The sequence below is a fragment of the Fluviibacterium sp. S390 genome (genome assembly GCF_049800695.1).
In the GTDB taxonomy this organism is placed as follows: Bacteria; Pseudomonadota; Alphaproteobacteria; order Rhodobacterales; family Rhodobacteraceae; genus Meridianimarinicoccus.
In genome coordinates this window covers 41646-58155 of record NZ_JBNAFN010000002.1, presented here as the reverse complement: position 1 = coordinate 58155, position 16510 = coordinate 41646, and the positions used below count along the sequence as shown (strand labels likewise).

The following is a 16510-nucleotide window of genomic DNA, read 5'->3' as shown; positions in this document are numbered from 1 at the left end:
CGGCACGCGCTAGTCGTATCGCTCGTGTCTGTCGGTGACCAAGGCCGGAAATCGGCCTTAGCCAGTCACATCTGCCAGCCGGGCCAGAGTCTCGTCCCGCCCGATGACCAGCATCATGTCAAAAACGCTTGGGGATACAGCGCGACCAGAAAGCGCGGCCCGCAAAGGCTGTGCGATCTTGCCCATCTTGATGTCCCCTGCCTCTGCAAACGCTGTTACAGTTTCCTCCAGCGCATTGCGCGACCAACTAGCATTTTGCAGATGCGGCGTCAATTCTTTCAGTATACCAATGGATACCGGATCGAGCGTCTTGGCCGATTTCGCGTCAAGTTCCAGGGGCCGCTCCGCCAGTACGAAATGCGCTTTTTCAAGAAGTTGCGGTATGGTCTTCGCGCGATCCTTGAGGCAATAGAGCGCAGCCCCCAGACCCTCGACCTGAGTGGGCGTGAGGCGATCTGCCCCGGTCACATTCAAATATGCCTCAATTTCATGCAACAGTGCAGCATCGTCTGTCATGGCCATCTGGTGACCGCAGATGTTTTCCAGCTTCTTGAAGTCGAACCGGGCCGGGGATTTGCCGATTCCATCCAGATCGAACCACTCCAGCGCCTGTGCCGTGGTGAAAACCTCGTCGTCGCCGTGGCTCCAGCCCAGCCGTGACAGATAGTTGCGCATGCCTTCGACGGGATAGCCCATCTTCTGGTATTCATCGACGCCAAGCGCGCCGTGACGCTTGGACAGTTTCTTGCCGTCAGGGCCGTGGATCAGCGGAATATGTGCCCAGACCGGCAGCGGCCAGCCCATGGCCTGATAAACCAGTGTCTGACGCGCCGCATTGGCCAGGTGGTCGTCGCCCCGGATCACATGGGTGACGCCCATGTCGTGATCGTCCACCACCACGGCCAGCATGTAGGTCGGCGTTCCGTCCGAACGCAGGCAGATCATGTCGTCCAGCTCGGAATTGCGGAAGGTGACCTTGCCCTGCACCTGATCGTCGATCACCGTCTCTCCGTCGCGCGGAGCCTTCAGGCGGACCACATAGGGCGCGTCCGGGAAGGTGGCCGGGTCGGCGTCGCGCCACGGCGAGCGGAACAGGGTCGATTTGCCCTCGGCACGGGCGGCATCCCGGAAGGCGGCGATCTCTTCCTGCGGCGAGAAGCACTTGTAGGCATGGCCAGAGGCCAGCATCGCATGGGCAACCTCGGCATGGCGGTCGCCGCGCGCGGCCTGGCTGATGACCTCGCCGTCATGATCCAGCTTCAGCCATGACATGCCGTCCAGAATGGCCTGCGTCGCCTCGGGGGTCGATCGGGCGCGGTCGGTATCCTCGATCCGCAGCAGGAACTGGCCACCACGGGCGCGCGCGTACAGCCAGTTGAACAGCGCGGTTCTGGCCCCGCCGATGTGCAGATAGCCAGTGGGGGACGGGGCGAAACGGGTCACGACATGCGGGGCGGTCATCTGGGGCTCCTTGGCTGCTGAGATGTCCCTTAAAGCGGATGCCAAGGGGGGTAAACCCGCACGCGCCGAAGCGCCGTTAACCGCATGGCAACCACGACCGGAAACAGTTGCGGAGCAACGGAGGTGCAAGACCATGCCCGGGCGGACCGGCCAGTGACAGGCAATCCGATCGCCAACCAGATCGCGGCGCAACGCGGGCATCTGTTCCTTTGGGTGCCGGTGGCGATGGCCGTGGGCATCGGCGTGTATTTCGCCGTGCCACAGGAACCGTCAGGTCCGATCTTGGGCATTGCCTGCGGGCTTGGGTTGCTGGCGGCGGTTCTGTCGTGGCGCGGGTCGGAAACAAGCGGGCCGCTCTGGGCGGCCCTTGCGTTGATCCTCTTGGCCTTCGGCTGGGCGGGCACCCGCGCCCATCTGGTGGCCGCACCGGTGCTGGAATACCGCTTCTACGGCCCGATCCAGGGACGTATCGTACAGATCGATCGGTCGATCAGTGACAAGTTGCGACTGACGCTGGATCAGGTCACGCTGGGCGATCTGTCCCGCCATCGCACACCGGCGCGGGTGCGCATTTCGCTGCACGGGCTGCCGCATGATGTTGAGTCGGTGACGGGATTGCGGGTGATGACCACCGGCCACCTCGGCCCGCCCTCGGCACCGGTCGAGCCGGGGGGCTTCGACTTCCGCCGCCACGCGTGGTTTCAGCAGATCGGCGCGGTGGGCTATACCCGCAACCCGGTTCTGGTCGTCGCGCGGCCCGATGCCCGCAGCCCGGCGGTCTGGCTGGGGCAGGTGCGGCTTTCCCTGTCGGCGCGCCTGCAGGCGCGCATCCCCGGACAGGCCGGGGCCATGGCCGCCGCCATCGTGACCGGCGACCGTTCCGCCCTGTCGCGCGAGACGATGGATGCCATGCGCAACAGCAACCTGGCGCATCTTCTGGCGATCTCGGGGCTGCACGTGGGGTTGTTGACCGGCGTGGTTTTTGGCGCGGTGCGGGCGGCAATCGCGCTGGTCCCGCCGCTGGCCCTGCGATGGCCCGGCAAGAAGATCGCGGCGATTTGTGCGCTGCTGGCCGCCGCCGGATACCTGGCCCTGTCGGGGGGGTCTGTGTCGACCCAGCGGGCCTTCATCATGGTGGCGGTGATGCTGGCCGCCGTGCTGGCGGACAGGCGGGCCATCACCCTGCGCGCCGTGGCGCTGGCGGCAACACTTGTGCTGGTGCTCAGGCCAGAGGCCCTGATGGGGCCGGGGTTCCAGATGTCCTTTGCCGCCACGACCGCGCTGGTCTGGACCTTCGGGTGGCTGCGCGCGGTCGATCTTCCGCGGGTCTGGCGGCCCTTGCGGGTGGTGGGCACGCTGGTGCTGTCTTCCGCCGTGGCCGGGCTGGCGACTGCGCCCTTTGCGGCGGCGCATTTCAACCAGATTGCCTCGTACGGGTTGATCGCAAACTTGCTGGCGGTGCCGGTGATGGGCAGTGTCGTGGCGCCGGCGGCAGTGCTGGCCGGGGTGCTGGGGCTGGTGGGGATGGCCCAGCCCGCATTGTGGATCATGGGGCAGGGCATCACCTGGATACTGACGGTGGCCGGGCATGTGGCGGGTCTGCAGAACGCCCTGAAGTTCGTGCCCAGCCCGCCCGCGATGTTCCTGCCCGTTTTTGCCCTTGGGGCCTTGTGGCTGATGCTGTGGCGCACTTGGTCGGCGGTGCTGGGTCTGGCGGTGATCGCGCTGGCCTTCGGGGTGTGGAGCCGGGTCGAAAGGCCCTTTCTGCTGATCGCCGAAACCGGGGGATTGGTGGGGGTGATGACGCAAGCGGGACGCGCGCTCAACAAGCCGCGCGGCGACGGATATGCTGCCTTGGCGTGGTTGGAAAACGATGGTCAGGATCGGGATCGGATCGCAGCCTATGACCGTGCGCAGGCGGACCTGGACGGCAAGGCGATGGTCGTGCCGGTGAACAGCGCCCAGATGCGATGGGCCTCAGGGCGCTCGGCCGCGTGTGCGAGCGCGCAGATGCTTGTCACCCCGACACGGGAGATTTCCGGCCCGTGCCTGATCCTCGATCCCGATGCACTGCGAAAAAGCGGCGCGCTGGCCATCTGGGGACAGCAAGACGCCTGGCGCGTCGAAGCCGCCAAGGTGCGGGCTGGCAACCGCCTGTGGACCCGTGCCGGTCAGAAGGATCCGGCGCAGGCCTTGAGAATTGTCGAATCCGTGCGGCTGGCGCTGAACGCGCCGCCCGGTCAGTAGCTGCGGATCAAGCCGACAAGGCGGCCCTGCACCTCGACCTGATCGCGTGGCAGGATGCGATCCTCATAGCGCGGATTGGCGGCTTTCAGCGCCACCCGGCTGTCGCGCAGGAAGAACTTTTTCAGCGTCACCACGTATTCGTCGTGATCCTGGAACGCCGCCACGACGATATCGCCGTTCTCGGCCATGGTGCCTTCGCGGATGATAACCACATCGCCGGGATTGATGCCGGCCTCGATCATCGAATCCCCGTCAACCTCCAGCGCATAATGCGGTCCATTTCCGGCCAGCAGGTTGGGCGGCACGGTGATTTCCGCCCTGGCTTCGGAAATCGCGTGGATCGGCCCCCCGGCCGCCACCTTGCCGAGCAGTGGCACGAGGTTCCCCGCGCCGCCCTCGACCGATACGGAACCGCGCGGTCGTGGCCCGTCCGGCCTGTCGCCGTCGATGACCTTGGGCCGGAACGATTTGTTCTCCAGGCTTTCAGGCAGTTTCACGATCTCGATCGCGCGCGCCTTATGGGCCAGTCGCCGGATGAACCCACGTTCTTCCAGCGCGGTGATCAACCGATGGATCCCGGATTTCGAGCGCAGATCCAGCGCCTCTTTCATCTCGTCGAAGGAGGGCGGAACGCCCTCCCGCTGCAATCGCGTGTGTATGAATTGCAGAAGATCCAGCTGTTTCTGGGTCAACATGGGGCTGCTCCGCCTAACGCCTTGAGGAAACGTTTCTTTCTGAGATACGTTCTACAGGTGTTCACGTTTTGTGTCAATCACGGGCGCAGCGGAACGGTCTCGATATATTCCCCGGCTTTGCGGGCCGGATCATGCGGCGGGCGCACGATCAGCGCGTCGGCTTCGGACATGACCTTTTGCAGGCTGCTGTCCTGGCTGGTGAAGGGCGTGACGCCCTCGGGGCCAAGCCGTGACCGCATGTAGTGTTCGCGTCCGCCGTTTTCGGGCAGATCGACGGCCAACTGCAAGCGATCCCTCCGTGAAGGTTGCGGCGGCAGTCCGGCCAGCGCATGAAGTGCAGGCTGCATGAAAATCATCCCGCAAACCATTGAGGACACCGGATTACCCGGCAGTCCGATCATTGGTGTGCCGCGCAACTTGCCAGCCATCAGCGGCTTGCCCGGCCGCATGGCGACCTTATAGAAGTTCCGGGTCAGCCCGAGGGCCGAAAGGTCCCGCCCCAGCAGGTCATGATCGCCGACCGAGGCACCGCCGCTGGTGACGATCAGGTCGGCGCCGGAACAAAGGTCAAACGCCGCCTCCAGCGCCTCCATCCGATCCCGCACCACCGGCAGAAGCCGCGCCTCGGCCCCGGCCTGTTCGGCCAGCGCGGCCAGCCCAAAGCCGTTCGACGCGATGATCTGATCGGCGCGCGGCGTGTCGCCGGGCAGGACCAGCTCATCCCCGGTCGACAGGATCGCGACGGTGGGGGGGCGGGTCACGCGCACCTCGGCCAGGTTCATCGCGGCCAGCAGCACCACGTCCATCGGCGTCAGGCGGCGCCCGGCCTTCAGGTGATCCCCGGACCGGAAATCGCTGCCCAACGGACGGACGAAGATGTTTTCCGGGTCGTCTTCAACAATCGCGACGGTTCCACCTTCGGCGCGCGTGTCTTCCTGCATGATGACGCGGCAGGCGCCGGGCGGCATGGGGGCCCCGGTGAAGATCCGCGCGGCTTCGCCCGGACCGATCCGAAGGTCCAGCGCGTGCCCGGCGGCGGCTTCGCCCACCACGCGCAGCGTTTTCCCGACGAGCGATCCTGCCTCCGCCACGGCGTAGCCATCCATCACCGCGGCATCGAAGGGCGGCTGGTCCCGCCCGGCCACGGCGTCTTCGGCCAGAACCCGGCCCGAAGCCGCGCGCAGCGACACGGTTTCCGCCGGCAAGGGGGTCAGCAGATCGAAGATGCCGGTCAGCGCCTCGGAAACAGAGATCATGTTCAGCCCGCCTCGTAGCGTCCGGACTTGCCGCCGTCCTTCATTTCAAGCCGGATATCGCGGATTTCCATGGATTTCTCGACCGCCTTGACCATGTCATACAGGGTTAGCGCGGCGGTAGAGACCGCCGTCAGCGCTTCCATCTCCACCCCTGTCTGGCCCGAGGTCTTGACGGTGGCCTCGATCCGCACGCCGGGCAGGCTGTCGTCCGGGGTCAGTTCAACAGCGACCTTGGTGATGGGCAGTGGATGGCACAGAGGGATCAACTCGGCGGTTTTTTTCGCGCCCATGATTCCAGCCAGCCGCGCCACCGACAGAACATCGCCCTTTTTCGCTCGGCCTTCCGTAATTATTGCAAGGGTTTCCGGCGTCATCTTCACGCAACCGGACGCCACGGCTGTGCGCGACGTGACCGGCTTTTCAGAAACATCCACCATATGCGCCTGTCCCTGCGCATCGAAATGGGTCAGCCCGCTCATGCGCTCACCGGGTCCGACAACAGCGCGCGCGTGGCGGCGGTGACATCGTCCTGCCGCATCAGGCTTTCGCCGATCAGGAAGGTGCGCACGCCGACCTCGGCCATGGATGCCAGATCCGCCTGCGTGAACAGACCCGATTCCCCGATGACCAACCGGTCACGCGGCACGCGTGGCGCCAGATCGCGGGTGGTACCCAGCGAGGTTTCGAAGGTCTTGAGATTGCGGTTGTTGATGCCGATCAGCGGAGATTTCAGCGCCAGCGCGCGCTCCAGTTCCTCGGCATCATGGACTTCGATCAGCACATCCATGCCCCAGCCAAATGCCGCGTTTTCCAGTTCTGCGGCCTGGGCGTCGGTGACACTGGCCATGATGATCAGGATACAATCGGCGCCCAGACCCCGGGCTTCGGCGACCTGATAGGGATCATACATGAAGTCCTTGCGCAGCGCGGGCAGGGAGACCGCATCGCGGGCGGCGGTCAGGAACCCGTCGGCGCCTTGAAAGGACGGGCCGTCGGTCAGCACCGACAGGCAGGTTGCGCCGCCGGCCTCATAGGCGCGGGCCAGCGCGGGAGGATCAAAGTCGGCGCGGATCAACCCTTTGGAGGGGCTGGCTTTCTTGATCTCGGCAATCAGGCCATAGCCGTTGTTCTGTGCCTCTGTCAGCGCCTTGGCGAAGCCGCGCGTGGGGTTGGCGGCGCGGGCGCGGGCCTCCTGCTCGGCCATCGACAGGTCGCGCTTGCAGGCGGCCACATGTTCCAGCTTGTAGGCCTTGATCTTGTCCAGAATGGTGGTGGTCATGCGGCAAGCTCCGTGGTGACGCGCGCCAGATCCTGTATTTTCTTCAGGGCCTTGCCGCTGTCGATACTCTCTTGAGCCAGCCGTGCGCCGTCTTTCAGGTCGGCGGCCTTTTCGGCGATGACCAGGGCCGCGGCGGCATTCAGGCAGACCGCATCGCGGTAGGCCCCCGGCGCGCCGTCCAGCAACGCCCGGAACGCCACGCCGTTTTCCTCGGGCGAACCGCCGAGGATCGACTCGAACGGATGCACGGGCAGGCCGGCGTCTTCGGGGTGCACCGTTCGATCTTCGATGCGGCCGTCTTCCAGCGCGGCAACATAGCTTTCGCCGCAGATCGACAACTCGTCGGTGCCGTCGCTGCCGTGCACCAGCCAGGCGCGCTCTGATCCAAGCGCTGCCAGCGTTTCCGCCATCGGCCGGATCCAGTCGCGGGAAAAGGCGCCGGTCAACTGCCGTTTGACGCCTGCGGGATTGGTCAGCGGGCCGAGCAGATTGAATACCGTGCGGGTGCCAAGTTCCTGCCGGGTGGGCATGACGTGCTTGATCGCCGGGTGATGCATGGGCGCCATCATGAAGCAGATACCAACCTGTTCCAGAGCCTTTTCCGTGGCTTGCGCGTCGATCATCACGTTGATGCCCAACTGGCCCAACGCATCCGCCGCGCCGGACTTTGAACTGAGGTTGCGGTTGCCGTGCTTGGCCACCGCCACACCGGCACCCGCCACGACGAAAGCCGTCGCGGTGGAAATATTCAGCGTGCCCATGCCATCGCCGCCGGTGCCGACGATGTCCATTGCCCCCTCGGGTGCGGCCACCTTGGCGCAGCGGGCGCGCATCACCGCGGCGGCAGCGGCGATTTCGTCCACGGTTTCGCCGCGTGTGCGCAGCGCCATCAGGAAGCCGCCGATCTGGCTGGGCGTGGCGGTGCCGTCGAACAGGGTCTCGAAGGCGGCCAGAGCCTCGTCAGCGGTCAGCGGGCGATCGGCCGCTTGGCCGATCAGCGGTCTCAGAATGTCACTCATACGGGTACCTTGGCACTGTCGAGAAAGGTTTTCAGCATGGCGTGCCCATGCTCGGAGCGGATGCTCTCGGGATGGAACTGCACGCCTTCGACCGGCAGATCGCGGTGGCGCACCCCCATGATGGTGCCATCCTCAAGCCATGCGGTGACTTCCAGACACTCGGGCAGGCTGTCGCGGTCGACGATCAGCGAATGATAGCGGGTGCCGGACAGCGGCGAGGGCAGGCCGGCGAACACGCCCTTGCCCGCGTGCAGGATGGTGCCGGCCTTGCCGTGCACGATCTCGTGGCAGCGCACGACCTTGCCGCCGAACGCCTCGCCAATGGTCTGATGACCAAGGCAGACCCCCAACAAAGGCACCCCGGCCTTGGCGGCGGCACGGGTCAGATCCAGACAGATGCCTGCCTGCGCCGGGTCGCAGGGGCCGGGCGACAGCACGATGGACGACGGGTTCAGGGCCAGGGCATCCTCGACCGTGATCTTGTCGTTGCGATGCACTGTCACATCGGCACCCAGTTCGCCCAGATAATGAACGAGGTTATAGGTGAAACTGTCGTAGTTATCGATGAGAAGCAGCATGTCCCCGGTCCTTCAAAGGTTGGCACATCTGCCCAGTTAAGGCGCGGGTGGTCAAGGGGGGAACAAGGCGCTACCAGTGGGGACAAAGCAGGATCGGAGCACGGGCAGGCGTGGGACGCGGATTTCTGACAGGAGCTTTCTGGGGCGTCATCGTGGGCGGGATCATCCTGTTCACGGCCGCCCTGGTGCTGGAATCGCAGCGCGGCGATGATCCTGTCGCGGCCATTGAACCGTCCGATCCCGTTGCCGTGGCCTTCGGGGAACTTGAGCCTCCGCTGGATGTGCTGTCTGTGGCTGTGACTGGCACGCCTGCGATCGCCGTGGAACGGGGGCCGCTGGCCGAGGTTGCGGTGCCTGTCGGATCGGTCGTCCAGGCCGTGACACTTTCTGATCAGGTGCCGGAACGCCCCCAAGACCCGCGCGTCTTGGAAGATGGCGTCGGGGCCATTACCGAGGCGCTGCCCGCCGCATTTCCCCCTGCGGACCCGGCACCGGTCACCCTGGATGTTGCCGAACCGTCCCGGCCCGACCTGATACAGCCCGCCGGCCCGGTTCTGGAACCCAGGCCCCATGCATCCCCATCACTTGACGTCGTCACACCCCAAAAGGGGCTGCCTGCGCGCGGGCTGTCTCAGCTTGCGGTGATCGCGCAGGCACCGGACCCTGTCAGGGCGGTGATGGTCGCCTCTTCGGTCGCGGAGGTTCCCACATCGGGCCTGTCGCAAATGCGCCGTGTGTCCCTGGCAACCCCACCGATTGTGGACCTTCCTGCGCCGGCCCCGATCTGGCGGCGGCCCGATGGTCCGCTGGTGGCGTTCATTGTGCAAGGTACCGCGTCGGATTTGCCGGACTGGGTGATGAGCGTCGCGCAAAGCGATGCAATCGGACCCCCCGCGGGGCTGGAACAGGTCCGCCTTGATGGCACCACGCAAGCCTCGGTTCCGAATTATCCGTCCACGCTGGTGCCGCTTTATCGCCGGTTCACCGACGCAGACGCGGTGACGCCCGAGACCCTGCAAGCCCTGCGCCTGCGCGCCCAACGTGATGGCCGGGTGGCGGTGCTGCTGGGCGAGGATCCCGCCGTCTTGCAAGCCGTTGGCGACTGGCTGGCGGAAGAGGGCGCCGGGATGACCCCGGTGCCCCTGTCCTGGCTGACGCGTTAGTCTAGCTGTTGGAGCCGTCGAACCGCGCGGCATCCTCGGCCGCCATGCGGATGGCCTTGGACTTGTTGACGGTTTCCTGCCATTCGGCCTCGGGATCGCTGTCGTAGACCACGCCGCCACCGGCCTGGATGTACAGGTTCTGATCCTTCAGAACGGCGGTGCGCAGGGCGATGCACATGTCCATATCGCCATTGGCCGCGAAGTAACCGACGCCGCCGCCATAGATGCCGCGCTTTTCCGGTTCCAGCTCGTCGATGATCTCCATCGCGCGGACCTTGGGCGCGCCCGACACGGTGCCCGCCGGCAGCCCGGCCAGCAGCGCCGACAGGGCGTCATGATCTTCGCTCAACTCGCCCACCACGTTCGACACGATGTGCATGACGTGGCTGTAGCGTTCGATGATGAATTCCTCGGTCGGCCGCACGGTGCCGATCTTCGAGACCCGTCCGGTGTCGTTGCGGCCCAGGTCCAGCAGCATCAGGTGCTCGGCCAACTCCTTGGGATCCGACAGAAGATCGCGCTCCAGTGCCTTGTCCTCGGCGGGCGTGGCGCCGCGCGGGCGGGTGCCGGCGATGGGGCGGATGGTGACCTCGCGCCCGAAGACCCGCACCAGGATCTCGGGGCTGGCGCCGATCACCTGGAAGCCGCCGAAGTTGAAGAAGAACATGAACGGCGACGGGTTGGTGCGCCGCAAGGACCGATACAGCGCGAAGGGCGGCAGGTCGAATTTCTGGGTCCAGCGCTGAGCCGGGACCACCTGGAAGATATCGCCCGCGCGGATGTAATCCTTGGCCTTCTCGACCGCGGCCAGATAGCCGTCCTTGGTGAAATTCGACACCGGCTCGGCGCTGGGGACGGATGCCCCCAGGTTGCGGCTTTCGCCAGCGACCGGGCGGGACAGGTCGCGCACCGCGTCCATGACGCGTTCGGCGGCCTGGGCATAGGCGGCGCGGGCCGACAGCCCGTCACGGGTCCAGACCGGCGAGACCACCGTGACCTCGCCCTTCACGCCATCCAGCACCACAACGACCGAGGGCCGCATCAGCATCGCGTCGGGCAAGCCCAAAGGGTCGGGATTGACGCCCGGCAGGTGTTCTACCAGCCGGATCATGTCATAGCCCAGATAGCCGAACAGCCCGGCGGCCGAGGCCGGAAGATCGTCGGGCATCTCGATCCGGCTTTCGGCAATCAGCGCGCGCAGGGACTCAAGCGGCGCGGCCGTCTCGGGCACGAAGCCGTCGCGGTCATAGCGGGCGGCGCGGTTCAGCCGGGCTTGGGTGCCGCGGCATTCCCAGATCAGGTCGGGCTTCAGACCGATGATCGAATAGCGTCCCCGAACCTCGCCGCCGGTGACGGATTCCAGCATGAAGGTGTCTGTGCCCGCGTCGCCCAGCTTCAGCATCAGCGACACCGGCGTATCCAGATCGGCGGCCAGCCGGGTATAGACCAGCTGGTTGTGCCCGGCAGCATGGCCTTCGGCGAAAGCCTCGAAAGACGGGGTCAGGCTCATGGCAGTTGCGCATGCACCGCGTTCAGGGCGGCCTGGTTGATGGTGATCCCGACACGGGTTTCCATGGCCCGCGCGATCTCGTTCAGAACGTCCTGTGCCATCTGTTCGCTGGCTTGCTGGCCCAGGGCCTGGCGCAGCATGGCGGCATTGGGATCATCCGCCGAGGGCGGCAGGATCTCGTCGATGCGGATCAGGACCAGTGCGGCACCATCCTCGATCACCTCGATCTCGCCTTCTTCCAGCGTGAAGATGCGTTCTGAGGCTTCCAGCGGAACCCCTTCGGGGACCGAGGTGCGGGTGATGTTGTCCACCACCACCGGCTCCAGCCCCAGATCGGTGGCAGACAGGCCCGAGGCCAAGGCCTCTTCCAACTCGGTTTCACGGGCGCGCAGGGCATCGCGCACGGCGGCATCGCGGGCCGCCAATGTGGCCGCGTCGATCACCTCGTCCAGTGGCTGTACCGTCGGCGGTATGATCTCGTCGACGCGGATCGCGAACAGCGCGCCGTCGTCCAACTGCCGCACTTCGGGGAAGTCGTCGGGGGTCGCCTGCGCGGCCAACTCGTTGAAGGTCGCATAGGCGGCGATCCCCTCCGATGCGGGTCCGAACCATTCCACTGTGCCCAGGTCCATCGCGGTTTCCGACGCCAGTTCTTCCAGCGTGGCACCACCCGCCAGCAGATCTTCCAGCGGCTCCAGTTCGTTGTCCAACTGGCTGAGCGCGGCTTCGACCTGCAATTCGGTTGCAAGCATGTCGCGGGCTTCGTCGAAGGTCGTGTTCTGCGGCGACAGGATGGCCGAGACGCGGAACAGCGCCGGACCAAGGTTGGTGGGCAGGGGGCCGACGACACCGGCTTCCGAGAGGGCGAACACCCCTTCGGCAGCCGCACCCAGATCGTCACGGGAGACGGCGCCCAGATCCACGTCATCCACGGTCAGATCGCGCTCGGCCAGAAAACTGTCGAAATCGGCGGTGCCGGCATCGATCGCGGCCATGGCTTTCTGTGCGGCGGCGTCGTCGGAGAAGGCCAGACGTTCCACCAGACGACGCTCGGGGATGTTGAACTCCTCGGCGCGGGCGTCATAGGCGGCCCGCAGCTCGGCCTCGTCGATCTCGATGGTTTCGGCCAGCATCTCGGGGGTCAGCCAAGCATAGGTGATCGCCTTGCGCTCGGGCAGGGTGTAGGCGTCGATGTTGGCCTCGTAATGCGCCTGGATCGCGGCTGCATCGGGGGCAGGCACCGGGGCGTCCAGATCGTCCTCTGTCAGGCGGATCAGGCTGAGTGTCCGGCGTTCGGCAATAAAGCGATAGATCGCGTCGGCATAGGCAGGCTGCGGCGCAAGACCCGAGACCAGTGCCGCCTGAAACAAGTTGCGGGACAGGTCCTGGCGCACCGAATCCTCGAACTGCTCCACCGACATCTGGTTGCGATCCAGAGCAAATTCATAGGCTTCGCGGTCAAACTTGCCGTCGAGCCCCTGAAACGCCGCGATGTCCTGGATCTGGGCGCCGACGCGCGCGTCACCCACGGACAGGCCGGCCAACCGGGTGGCCTCATCCAGCGCGGCGGTGCCAAGAAGCCCTTGCAGCACAGCCACGTCGCGGCCCTGTGCCTGAAGGTCGGCCATCGAGGCGGTCTGTCCCGTGGCGGCCTCCAACGCCTGCATGTCGCGCTGCAATGCACGGCCATAGGTGTCGATGTCCACCTCGGTTTCGCCAACCGTCGCCACATTGGTGATGGTGCCGCCGAAGTTGCCCACGCCGAAGCCTGCAAGCCCGACGATTAGCATCGCCATCAGCACCCAGACCACGAGTTGCGAGGCCTTGCCTTTTTTAGCCATGAGATCTGCCCTGTCTCTAGTGTTCAGCCGGGTGTAGGCCCTTTCTGGGGGGCCAGCAACCAAGTCGCGGCGCCGTGCAATCCCGCGCGGGTGGGGGCGGCGTCAGGTGCCGCGATACGGCTCGACATATTGCAGGGCCATGTCCCACGGAAAGAAGATCCAGGTGTCCTGGCTGACCCCGGTGATGAAGGTGTCCACCATCGGCTCGCCCTTGGGTTTGGCATAGACGGTAGCGAAATGCGCCTTGGGGTACATGGCGCGCACGACCTCCAGCGTCTTGCCGCTGTCCACCAGGTCATCGATGACCAGAATACCGGTGCCGTCGCCCATCAGGTCGGCATCGGGGGTGTTCAGCACCTGCGTGTCGCTTTGGGTCTGGTTGTCGTAGCTCTTGATCGAAATCGTATCCACGGTGCGGATATCCAGTTCCCGCGCGATGATCATCGCCGGGGCCATGCCGCCGCGGGTGATCGCCACGATGGCCTTCCAGCCGCCGTCCGGGCCGGGGCCGCGCTTGTCCAGCCGCCAGGCCAAAGCCCGGCTGTCGCGGTGGATCTGGTCCCAGCTGATGTGGAACCCTTTCTCATGTGGCAGACGATCCGTCATCTTCGACCTCCCTTGTCCGGGGTTCCTACCCGGCTGCGAGTTTCACGGCCAGCGCCGCCATCAGTCCGCCGAACAGGCGGTCCAGATGGGCCTTGGCCTTGCGATAAATCGTCTGGGCCGGGCGCCCAGACATCAGGCGCGACACCGCGATGTACCACAGCGCCTCGTTCAGGAAGACCACCGCCAACAGCAGGGCCTTGACCCACAGCGCGGTATCCCCCGGCACCAGCCCGACAAAAACCGCGCCGAAGAAGACGGCGGGCTTGGGATTGGCCAGTTGCGTCATGATCCCCAGCCGGAAGGCCGAGGCACTTCCGCGCACCGGAACGTCGCGCGTGGCCTGCGGCAGGGGCGTGCGGGCGTGGGTCCACATCATCACCGCCAGCCAGATCAGGAAGGCCGCCCCGGCAAAGCGCAGGACGGTCAGGGCCATGGGCAGAACCTCGAACAGCACCGCCAGTCCGGCCAGTGCCGCGAAGGCCCAGAGGGTCGCGCCCAGACCCATGCCCAGCGACAGGGCCACCGCCGGGCGGAACCCTTCGGCGACCGAGACCCGCAGGCACATCACGAAGGCCGGCCCCGGACTGATGGCCGCCAGCAAATGCAGCGTGGCAACGGTCAGGAAGGCGACCAGCGTCATCCCTTGGTGATATCCGGCGCGTCAACGGCCTTCATGCCGACCACGTGATAGCCCGCGTCTACATGAAGCACCTCGCCAGTGGTGGCCGAGCCCAGGTCGGACAGCAGGTACAGCGCCGATTTCCCGACCTCCTCCTGGGTCACGGTCCGGCGCAGCGGCGCGTTGTATTCGTTCCACTTCATGATGTAGCGGAAATCGCCGATCCCGCTGGCAGCAAGGGTCTTGATGGTGCCGGCCGAGATCGCGTTGACGCGAATGCCGTCCTTGCCCAGATCCTCGGCCAGGTAGCGCACCGAGGCTTCAAGCGCCGCCTTGGCCACGCCCATGACGTTGTAATGCGGCATGACCTTTTCGGCGCCGTAATAGGTCATGGTCAGGCAGGATCCGCCATCGGTCATCAGCTTTTCAGCCCGCTGGCACACGGCGGTGAAGGAGTAGACCGAGATATCCATCGTGGTCTGGAAGTTCTGCGGGCTGGTGTCGACATAGCGGCCCCGAAGCTCGCTCTTGTCCGAAAAGCCGATGGCGTGGACCACGAAGTCCAGCTTGCCCCATTTCTCTTCCAGCGTCGCGAACAGCGCATCCAGCGAGGCCGGGTCGGCCACGTCGCATTCCAGCACCAGATCCGAGCCAAGCTCAGCCGCCAGCGGCTCGACCCGTTTCTTCAGCGGACCGCCCTGATAGGAGAACGCCAGCTCCGCCCCGTGCTCGGCACAGGTCTTGGCGATACCCCATGCAATCGATTTGTCATTGGCCAGACCCATGATCAGGCCACGCTTTCCTTGCATGAGTTTAGTTGACATTCTTTATTCTCCGCGCACGATAGAGGTTAAGGTCGTTTAGGCGATCAAAGGCGGGGCTTCAAGGCTGTGAAGCGGCAAGGTATTGCCTAGGCAAGTGTGCTAGTATCGTCGAAGTTTCGGCGAAAGGTTTCGTGTATGTTCCGTGGGGGGGGCAGCCGATGAGTGAAAGGTCCGGCATTTTTTCCGGTGAGGATCCGTTCGCGATTTCGCGTCAGTGGCTGGATGAGGCCCGCAAGCACGAGGTCGCCGATCCCGATGCCGCGGCCTTGGCGACGGTCGATGCCGAGGGCCTGCCCAACGTCCGGGTGGTGCTGATGCGCGGGATCGAAGACAACGGCTTTGTCTTCTACACCAATTATCACAGCGCCAAGGGCCAGGAGATTGCGGCGACGGGCAAGGCGGCCTTTGTCATTCACTGGAAGACGCTGAAGCGGCAGATCCGCGTTCGGGGACCGGTGGAACAGGTGTCGCCGGAACAGTCGGATGCCTATTTCGCCTCGCGCGCGCTGCAAAGCCGGATCGGCGCCTGGGCGTCGCAACAGTCGCAGCCGCTGAAAAGTCGGGCCAGCCTGATGGCCGACGTGGCGCGTCTGGGGTTGAAGCTTGGCCCACATCCCGAACGTCCGCCCCATTGGGGCGGCTACAGGATCACCCCTGTCGAGATCGAGTTCTGGGCCGATGGAGAGTTCAGATTGCACAACCGCTTTCAATGGCGGCGCGAGAAGGAGGGAAGCAGTTGGACGGTCAATCGGTTAAGCCCCTAGACTGTTCACCTTGAACACGTACCGGGATAGGTTATTGGACGACGCAGCTTTATAGACTAAAAACAATAGCCTGGCCCAATCTGATAGAAAAAGAACAGTATGCCATTTAGTGATATGAGTTCCGAAGACGAAACCGAAATCCTGATTGGCCAGGTCAAGTGGTTTGACCCGGCCAAGGGGTTTGGTTTTGTCGTCGCGGATGCGGGTGGGGCCGACATCCTGTTGCATGCAAATGTGCTGCGGAACTTCGGGCAAAGCTCTGTTGCCGACGGGGCCGTGGTCGAAATCGCCGTGCATGAAACGCCGCGCGGGCGGCAGGCGGTGGAGGTTCTGCGGATCGATCCGCCGCTGACCACCGAGATCGAGGCGCATGGCACCTTCCATGCCGAGGAATTCGACGATGCCGAGGCCGGACCACTGGAACCGGCGCGCGTGAAATGGTTCGACAAGTCCAAGGGATTCGGCTTTGCCAATGCCTTCGGCAAGGCCGGCGACATTTTCATTCATATCGAGGTTCTGCGCCGATCCGGTCTGGCCGATCTGCAACCGGGCGAGGCGGTTTGCGTGCGCGTGGTCGAAGGCCGGCGGGGGCTGATGGCGGTTCTGGTCACTTCGTGGGAATTCGCCCTGCAACCCGGCGAGGAATGA

16 protein-coding genes are annotated in these 16510 nt (G+C 65.1%); 4 read left to right on the top strand and 12 right to left on the bottom strand.

Annotation, left to right across the window (positions count from 1 at the left end; genetic code table 11):
- Positions 1-57: 57 nt before the first annotated feature.
- Positions 58-1461, bottom strand: a complete 1404-nt coding sequence (gene gltX, locus ACP15K_RS02285; protein WP_193142148.1) for a glutamate--tRNA ligase — start codon at positions 1459-1461, stop codon at positions 58-60.
- A 153-nt stretch (positions 1462-1614) separates the two neighbouring features.
- Between gltX and ACP15K_RS02280 the strand changes: the two genes are divergently transcribed.
- Complete coding sequence (locus ACP15K_RS02280) at positions 1615-3708, top strand: ComEC/Rec2 family competence protein (RefSeq protein ID WP_424989692.1); 2094 nt, start codon at positions 1615-1617, stop codon at positions 3706-3708.
- Here the strand turns inward: ACP15K_RS02280 and lexA are convergent.
- From lexA to ACP15K_RS02250, 6 genes are all read right to left on the bottom strand, one after another.
- The gene (lexA, locus tag ACP15K_RS02275; protein ID WP_424989691.1) at positions 3702-4403 is read right to left on the bottom strand and encodes a transcriptional repressor LexA; all 702 of its coding nucleotides are present in this window, start codon (positions 4401-4403) and stop codon (positions 3702-3704) included. The two genes, ACP15K_RS02280 and lexA, sit on opposite strands and share 7 nt — an antisense overlap.
- 77 nt (positions 4404-4480) lie before the next feature.
- Positions 4481-5659 carry a gephyrin-like molybdotransferase Glp gene (glp, locus tag ACP15K_RS02270; RefSeq protein ID WP_424989690.1) on the bottom strand — a complete coding sequence of 393 codons (1179 nt, stop codon included), beginning with the start codon at positions 5657-5659 and terminating at the stop codon, positions 4481-4483.
- Between the two features lie 2 nt (positions 5660-5661).
- The gene (gene moaC / locus ACP15K_RS02265) at positions 5662-6138 is read right to left on the bottom strand and encodes a cyclic pyranopterin monophosphate synthase MoaC (protein ID WP_193142144.1); all 477 of its coding nucleotides are present in this window, start codon (positions 6136-6138) and stop codon (positions 5662-5664) included.
- Positions 6135-6938 carry an indole-3-glycerol phosphate synthase TrpC gene (trpC, locus tag ACP15K_RS02260; RefSeq protein ID WP_424989689.1) on the bottom strand — a complete coding sequence of 268 codons (804 nt, stop codon included), beginning with the start codon at positions 6936-6938 and terminating at the stop codon, positions 6135-6137. The genes moaC and trpC overlap by 4 nt, the downstream gene beginning before the upstream one ends.
- Entirely contained in the window at positions 6935-7957 is a 1023-nt protein-coding gene (trpD, locus tag ACP15K_RS02255; RefSeq protein WP_424989688.1) for an anthranilate phosphoribosyltransferase, read from the bottom strand. The genes trpC and trpD overlap by 4 nt, the downstream gene beginning before the upstream one ends.
- Entirely contained in the window at positions 7954-8535 is a 582-nt protein-coding gene (locus tag ACP15K_RS02250; RefSeq protein ID WP_424989687.1) for an aminodeoxychorismate/anthranilate synthase component II, read from the bottom strand. Before ACP15K_RS02250 ends, trpD begins: the two co-directional genes overlap by 4 nt.
- A gap of 110 nt (positions 8536-8645) precedes the next feature.
- Here ACP15K_RS02250 and ACP15K_RS02245 point away from each other — a divergent pair, with 110 nt between their 5' ends.
- A complete protein-coding gene (locus tag ACP15K_RS02245; protein ID WP_424989686.1) occupies positions 8646-9698 on the top strand; it encodes a hypothetical protein in 1053 nt (350 codons plus the stop codon).
- 1 nt (position 9699) lies between these two features.
- On the opposite strand, the gene trpE is transcribed toward ACP15K_RS02245, so the two are convergent.
- From trpE to fabI, 5 genes are all read right to left on the bottom strand, one after another.
- Positions 9700-11208, bottom strand: a complete 1509-nt coding sequence (trpE, locus tag ACP15K_RS02240; RefSeq protein ID WP_193142139.1) for an anthranilate synthase component I — start codon at positions 11206-11208, stop codon at positions 9700-9702.
- Complete coding sequence (locus ACP15K_RS02235) at positions 11205-13049, bottom strand: peptidylprolyl isomerase (protein ID WP_193142138.1); 1845 nt, start codon at positions 13047-13049, stop codon at positions 11205-11207. The genes trpE and ACP15K_RS02235 overlap by 4 nt, the downstream gene beginning before the upstream one ends.
- A gap of 102 nt (positions 13050-13151) precedes the next feature.
- Positions 13152-13655, bottom strand: coding sequence for a xanthine phosphoribosyltransferase (gpt, locus tag ACP15K_RS02230; protein ID WP_424989685.1), 504 nt, complete (start codon positions 13653-13655; stop codon positions 13152-13154).
- 25 nt (positions 13656-13680) lie between these two features.
- Positions 13681-14295: a LysE family translocator gene (locus ACP15K_RS02225; protein WP_424989684.1), complete on the bottom strand. Its 615-nt coding sequence runs from the start codon at positions 14293-14295 to the stop codon at positions 13681-13683.
- On the bottom strand, positions 14292-15098 hold the full coding sequence (fabI, locus tag ACP15K_RS02220; protein ID WP_193142135.1) for an enoyl-ACP reductase FabI: 807 nt from the start codon (positions 15096-15098) through the stop codon (positions 14292-14294). The genes ACP15K_RS02225 and fabI overlap by 4 nt, the downstream gene beginning before the upstream one ends.
- A 158-nt stretch (positions 15099-15256) precedes the next feature.
- Here fabI and pdxH point away from each other — a divergent pair, with 158 nt between their 5' ends.
- Together pdxH and ACP15K_RS02210 are read left to right on the top strand one after the other, a co-directional pair.
- Positions 15257-15862 carry a pyridoxamine 5'-phosphate oxidase gene (gene pdxH / locus ACP15K_RS02215; RefSeq protein WP_424989683.1) on the top strand — a complete coding sequence of 202 codons (606 nt, stop codon included), beginning with the start codon at positions 15257-15259 and terminating at the stop codon, positions 15860-15862.
- 99 nt (positions 15863-15961) lie between these two features.
- Positions 15962-16510 carry a cold-shock protein gene (locus ACP15K_RS02210; protein WP_193142133.1) on the top strand — a complete coding sequence of 183 codons (549 nt, stop codon included), beginning with the start codon at positions 15962-15964 and terminating at the stop codon, positions 16508-16510.

What these genes read in the sequence shown, in the direction of transcription:
- gltX (WP_193142148.1), bottom strand. Translation starts at nt 1,461, where the DNA reads ATGACCGCCCCGCATGTCGTGACCCGTTTCGCCCCGTCCCCCACTGGC.
- lexA (WP_424989691.1), bottom strand. Translation starts at nt 4,403, where the DNA reads ATGTTGACCCAGAAACAGCTGGATCTTCTGCAATTCATACACACGCGA.
- glp (WP_424989690.1), bottom strand. Translation starts at nt 5,659, where the DNA reads ATGATCTCTGTTTCCGAGGCGCTGACCGGCATCTTCGATCTGCTGACC.
- moaC (WP_193142144.1), bottom strand. Translation starts at nt 6,138, where the DNA reads ATGAGCGGGCTGACCCATTTCGATGCGCAGGGACAGGCGCATATGGTG.
- trpC (WP_424989689.1), bottom strand. Translation starts at nt 6,938, where the DNA reads ATGACCACCACCATTCTGGACAAGATCAAGGCCTACAAGCTGGAACAT.
- trpD (WP_424989688.1), bottom strand. Translation starts at nt 7,957, where the DNA reads ATGAGTGACATTCTGAGACCGCTGATCGGCCAAGCGGCCGATCGCCCG.
- ACP15K_RS02250 (WP_424989687.1), bottom strand. Translation starts at nt 8,535, where the DNA reads ATGCTGCTTCTCATCGATAACTACGACAGTTTCACCTATAACCTCGTT.
- trpE (WP_193142139.1), bottom strand. Translation starts at nt 11,208, where the DNA reads ATGAGCCTGACCCCGTCTTTCGAGGCTTTCGCCGAAGGCCATGCTGCC.
- ACP15K_RS02235 (WP_193142138.1), bottom strand. Translation starts at nt 13,049, where the DNA reads ATGGCTAAAAAAGGCAAGGCCTCGCAACTCGTGGTCTGGGTGCTGATG.
- gpt (WP_424989685.1), bottom strand. Translation starts at nt 13,655, where the DNA reads ATGACGGATCGTCTGCCACATGAGAAAGGGTTCCACATCAGCTGGGAC.
- ACP15K_RS02225 (WP_424989684.1), bottom strand. Translation starts at nt 14,295, where the DNA reads ATGACGCTGGTCGCCTTCCTGACCGTTGCCACGCTGCATTTGCTGGCG.
- fabI (WP_193142135.1), bottom strand. Translation starts at nt 15,098, where the DNA reads ATGTCAACTAAACTCATGCAAGGAAAGCGTGGCCTGATCATGGGTCTG.
- pdxH (WP_424989683.1), top strand. Translation starts at nt 15,257, where the DNA reads ATGAGTGAAAGGTCCGGCATTTTTTCCGGTGAGGATCCGTTCGCGATT.
- ACP15K_RS02210 (WP_193142133.1), top strand. Translation starts at nt 15,962, where the DNA reads ATGCCATTTAGTGATATGAGTTCCGAAGACGAAACCGAAATCCTGATT.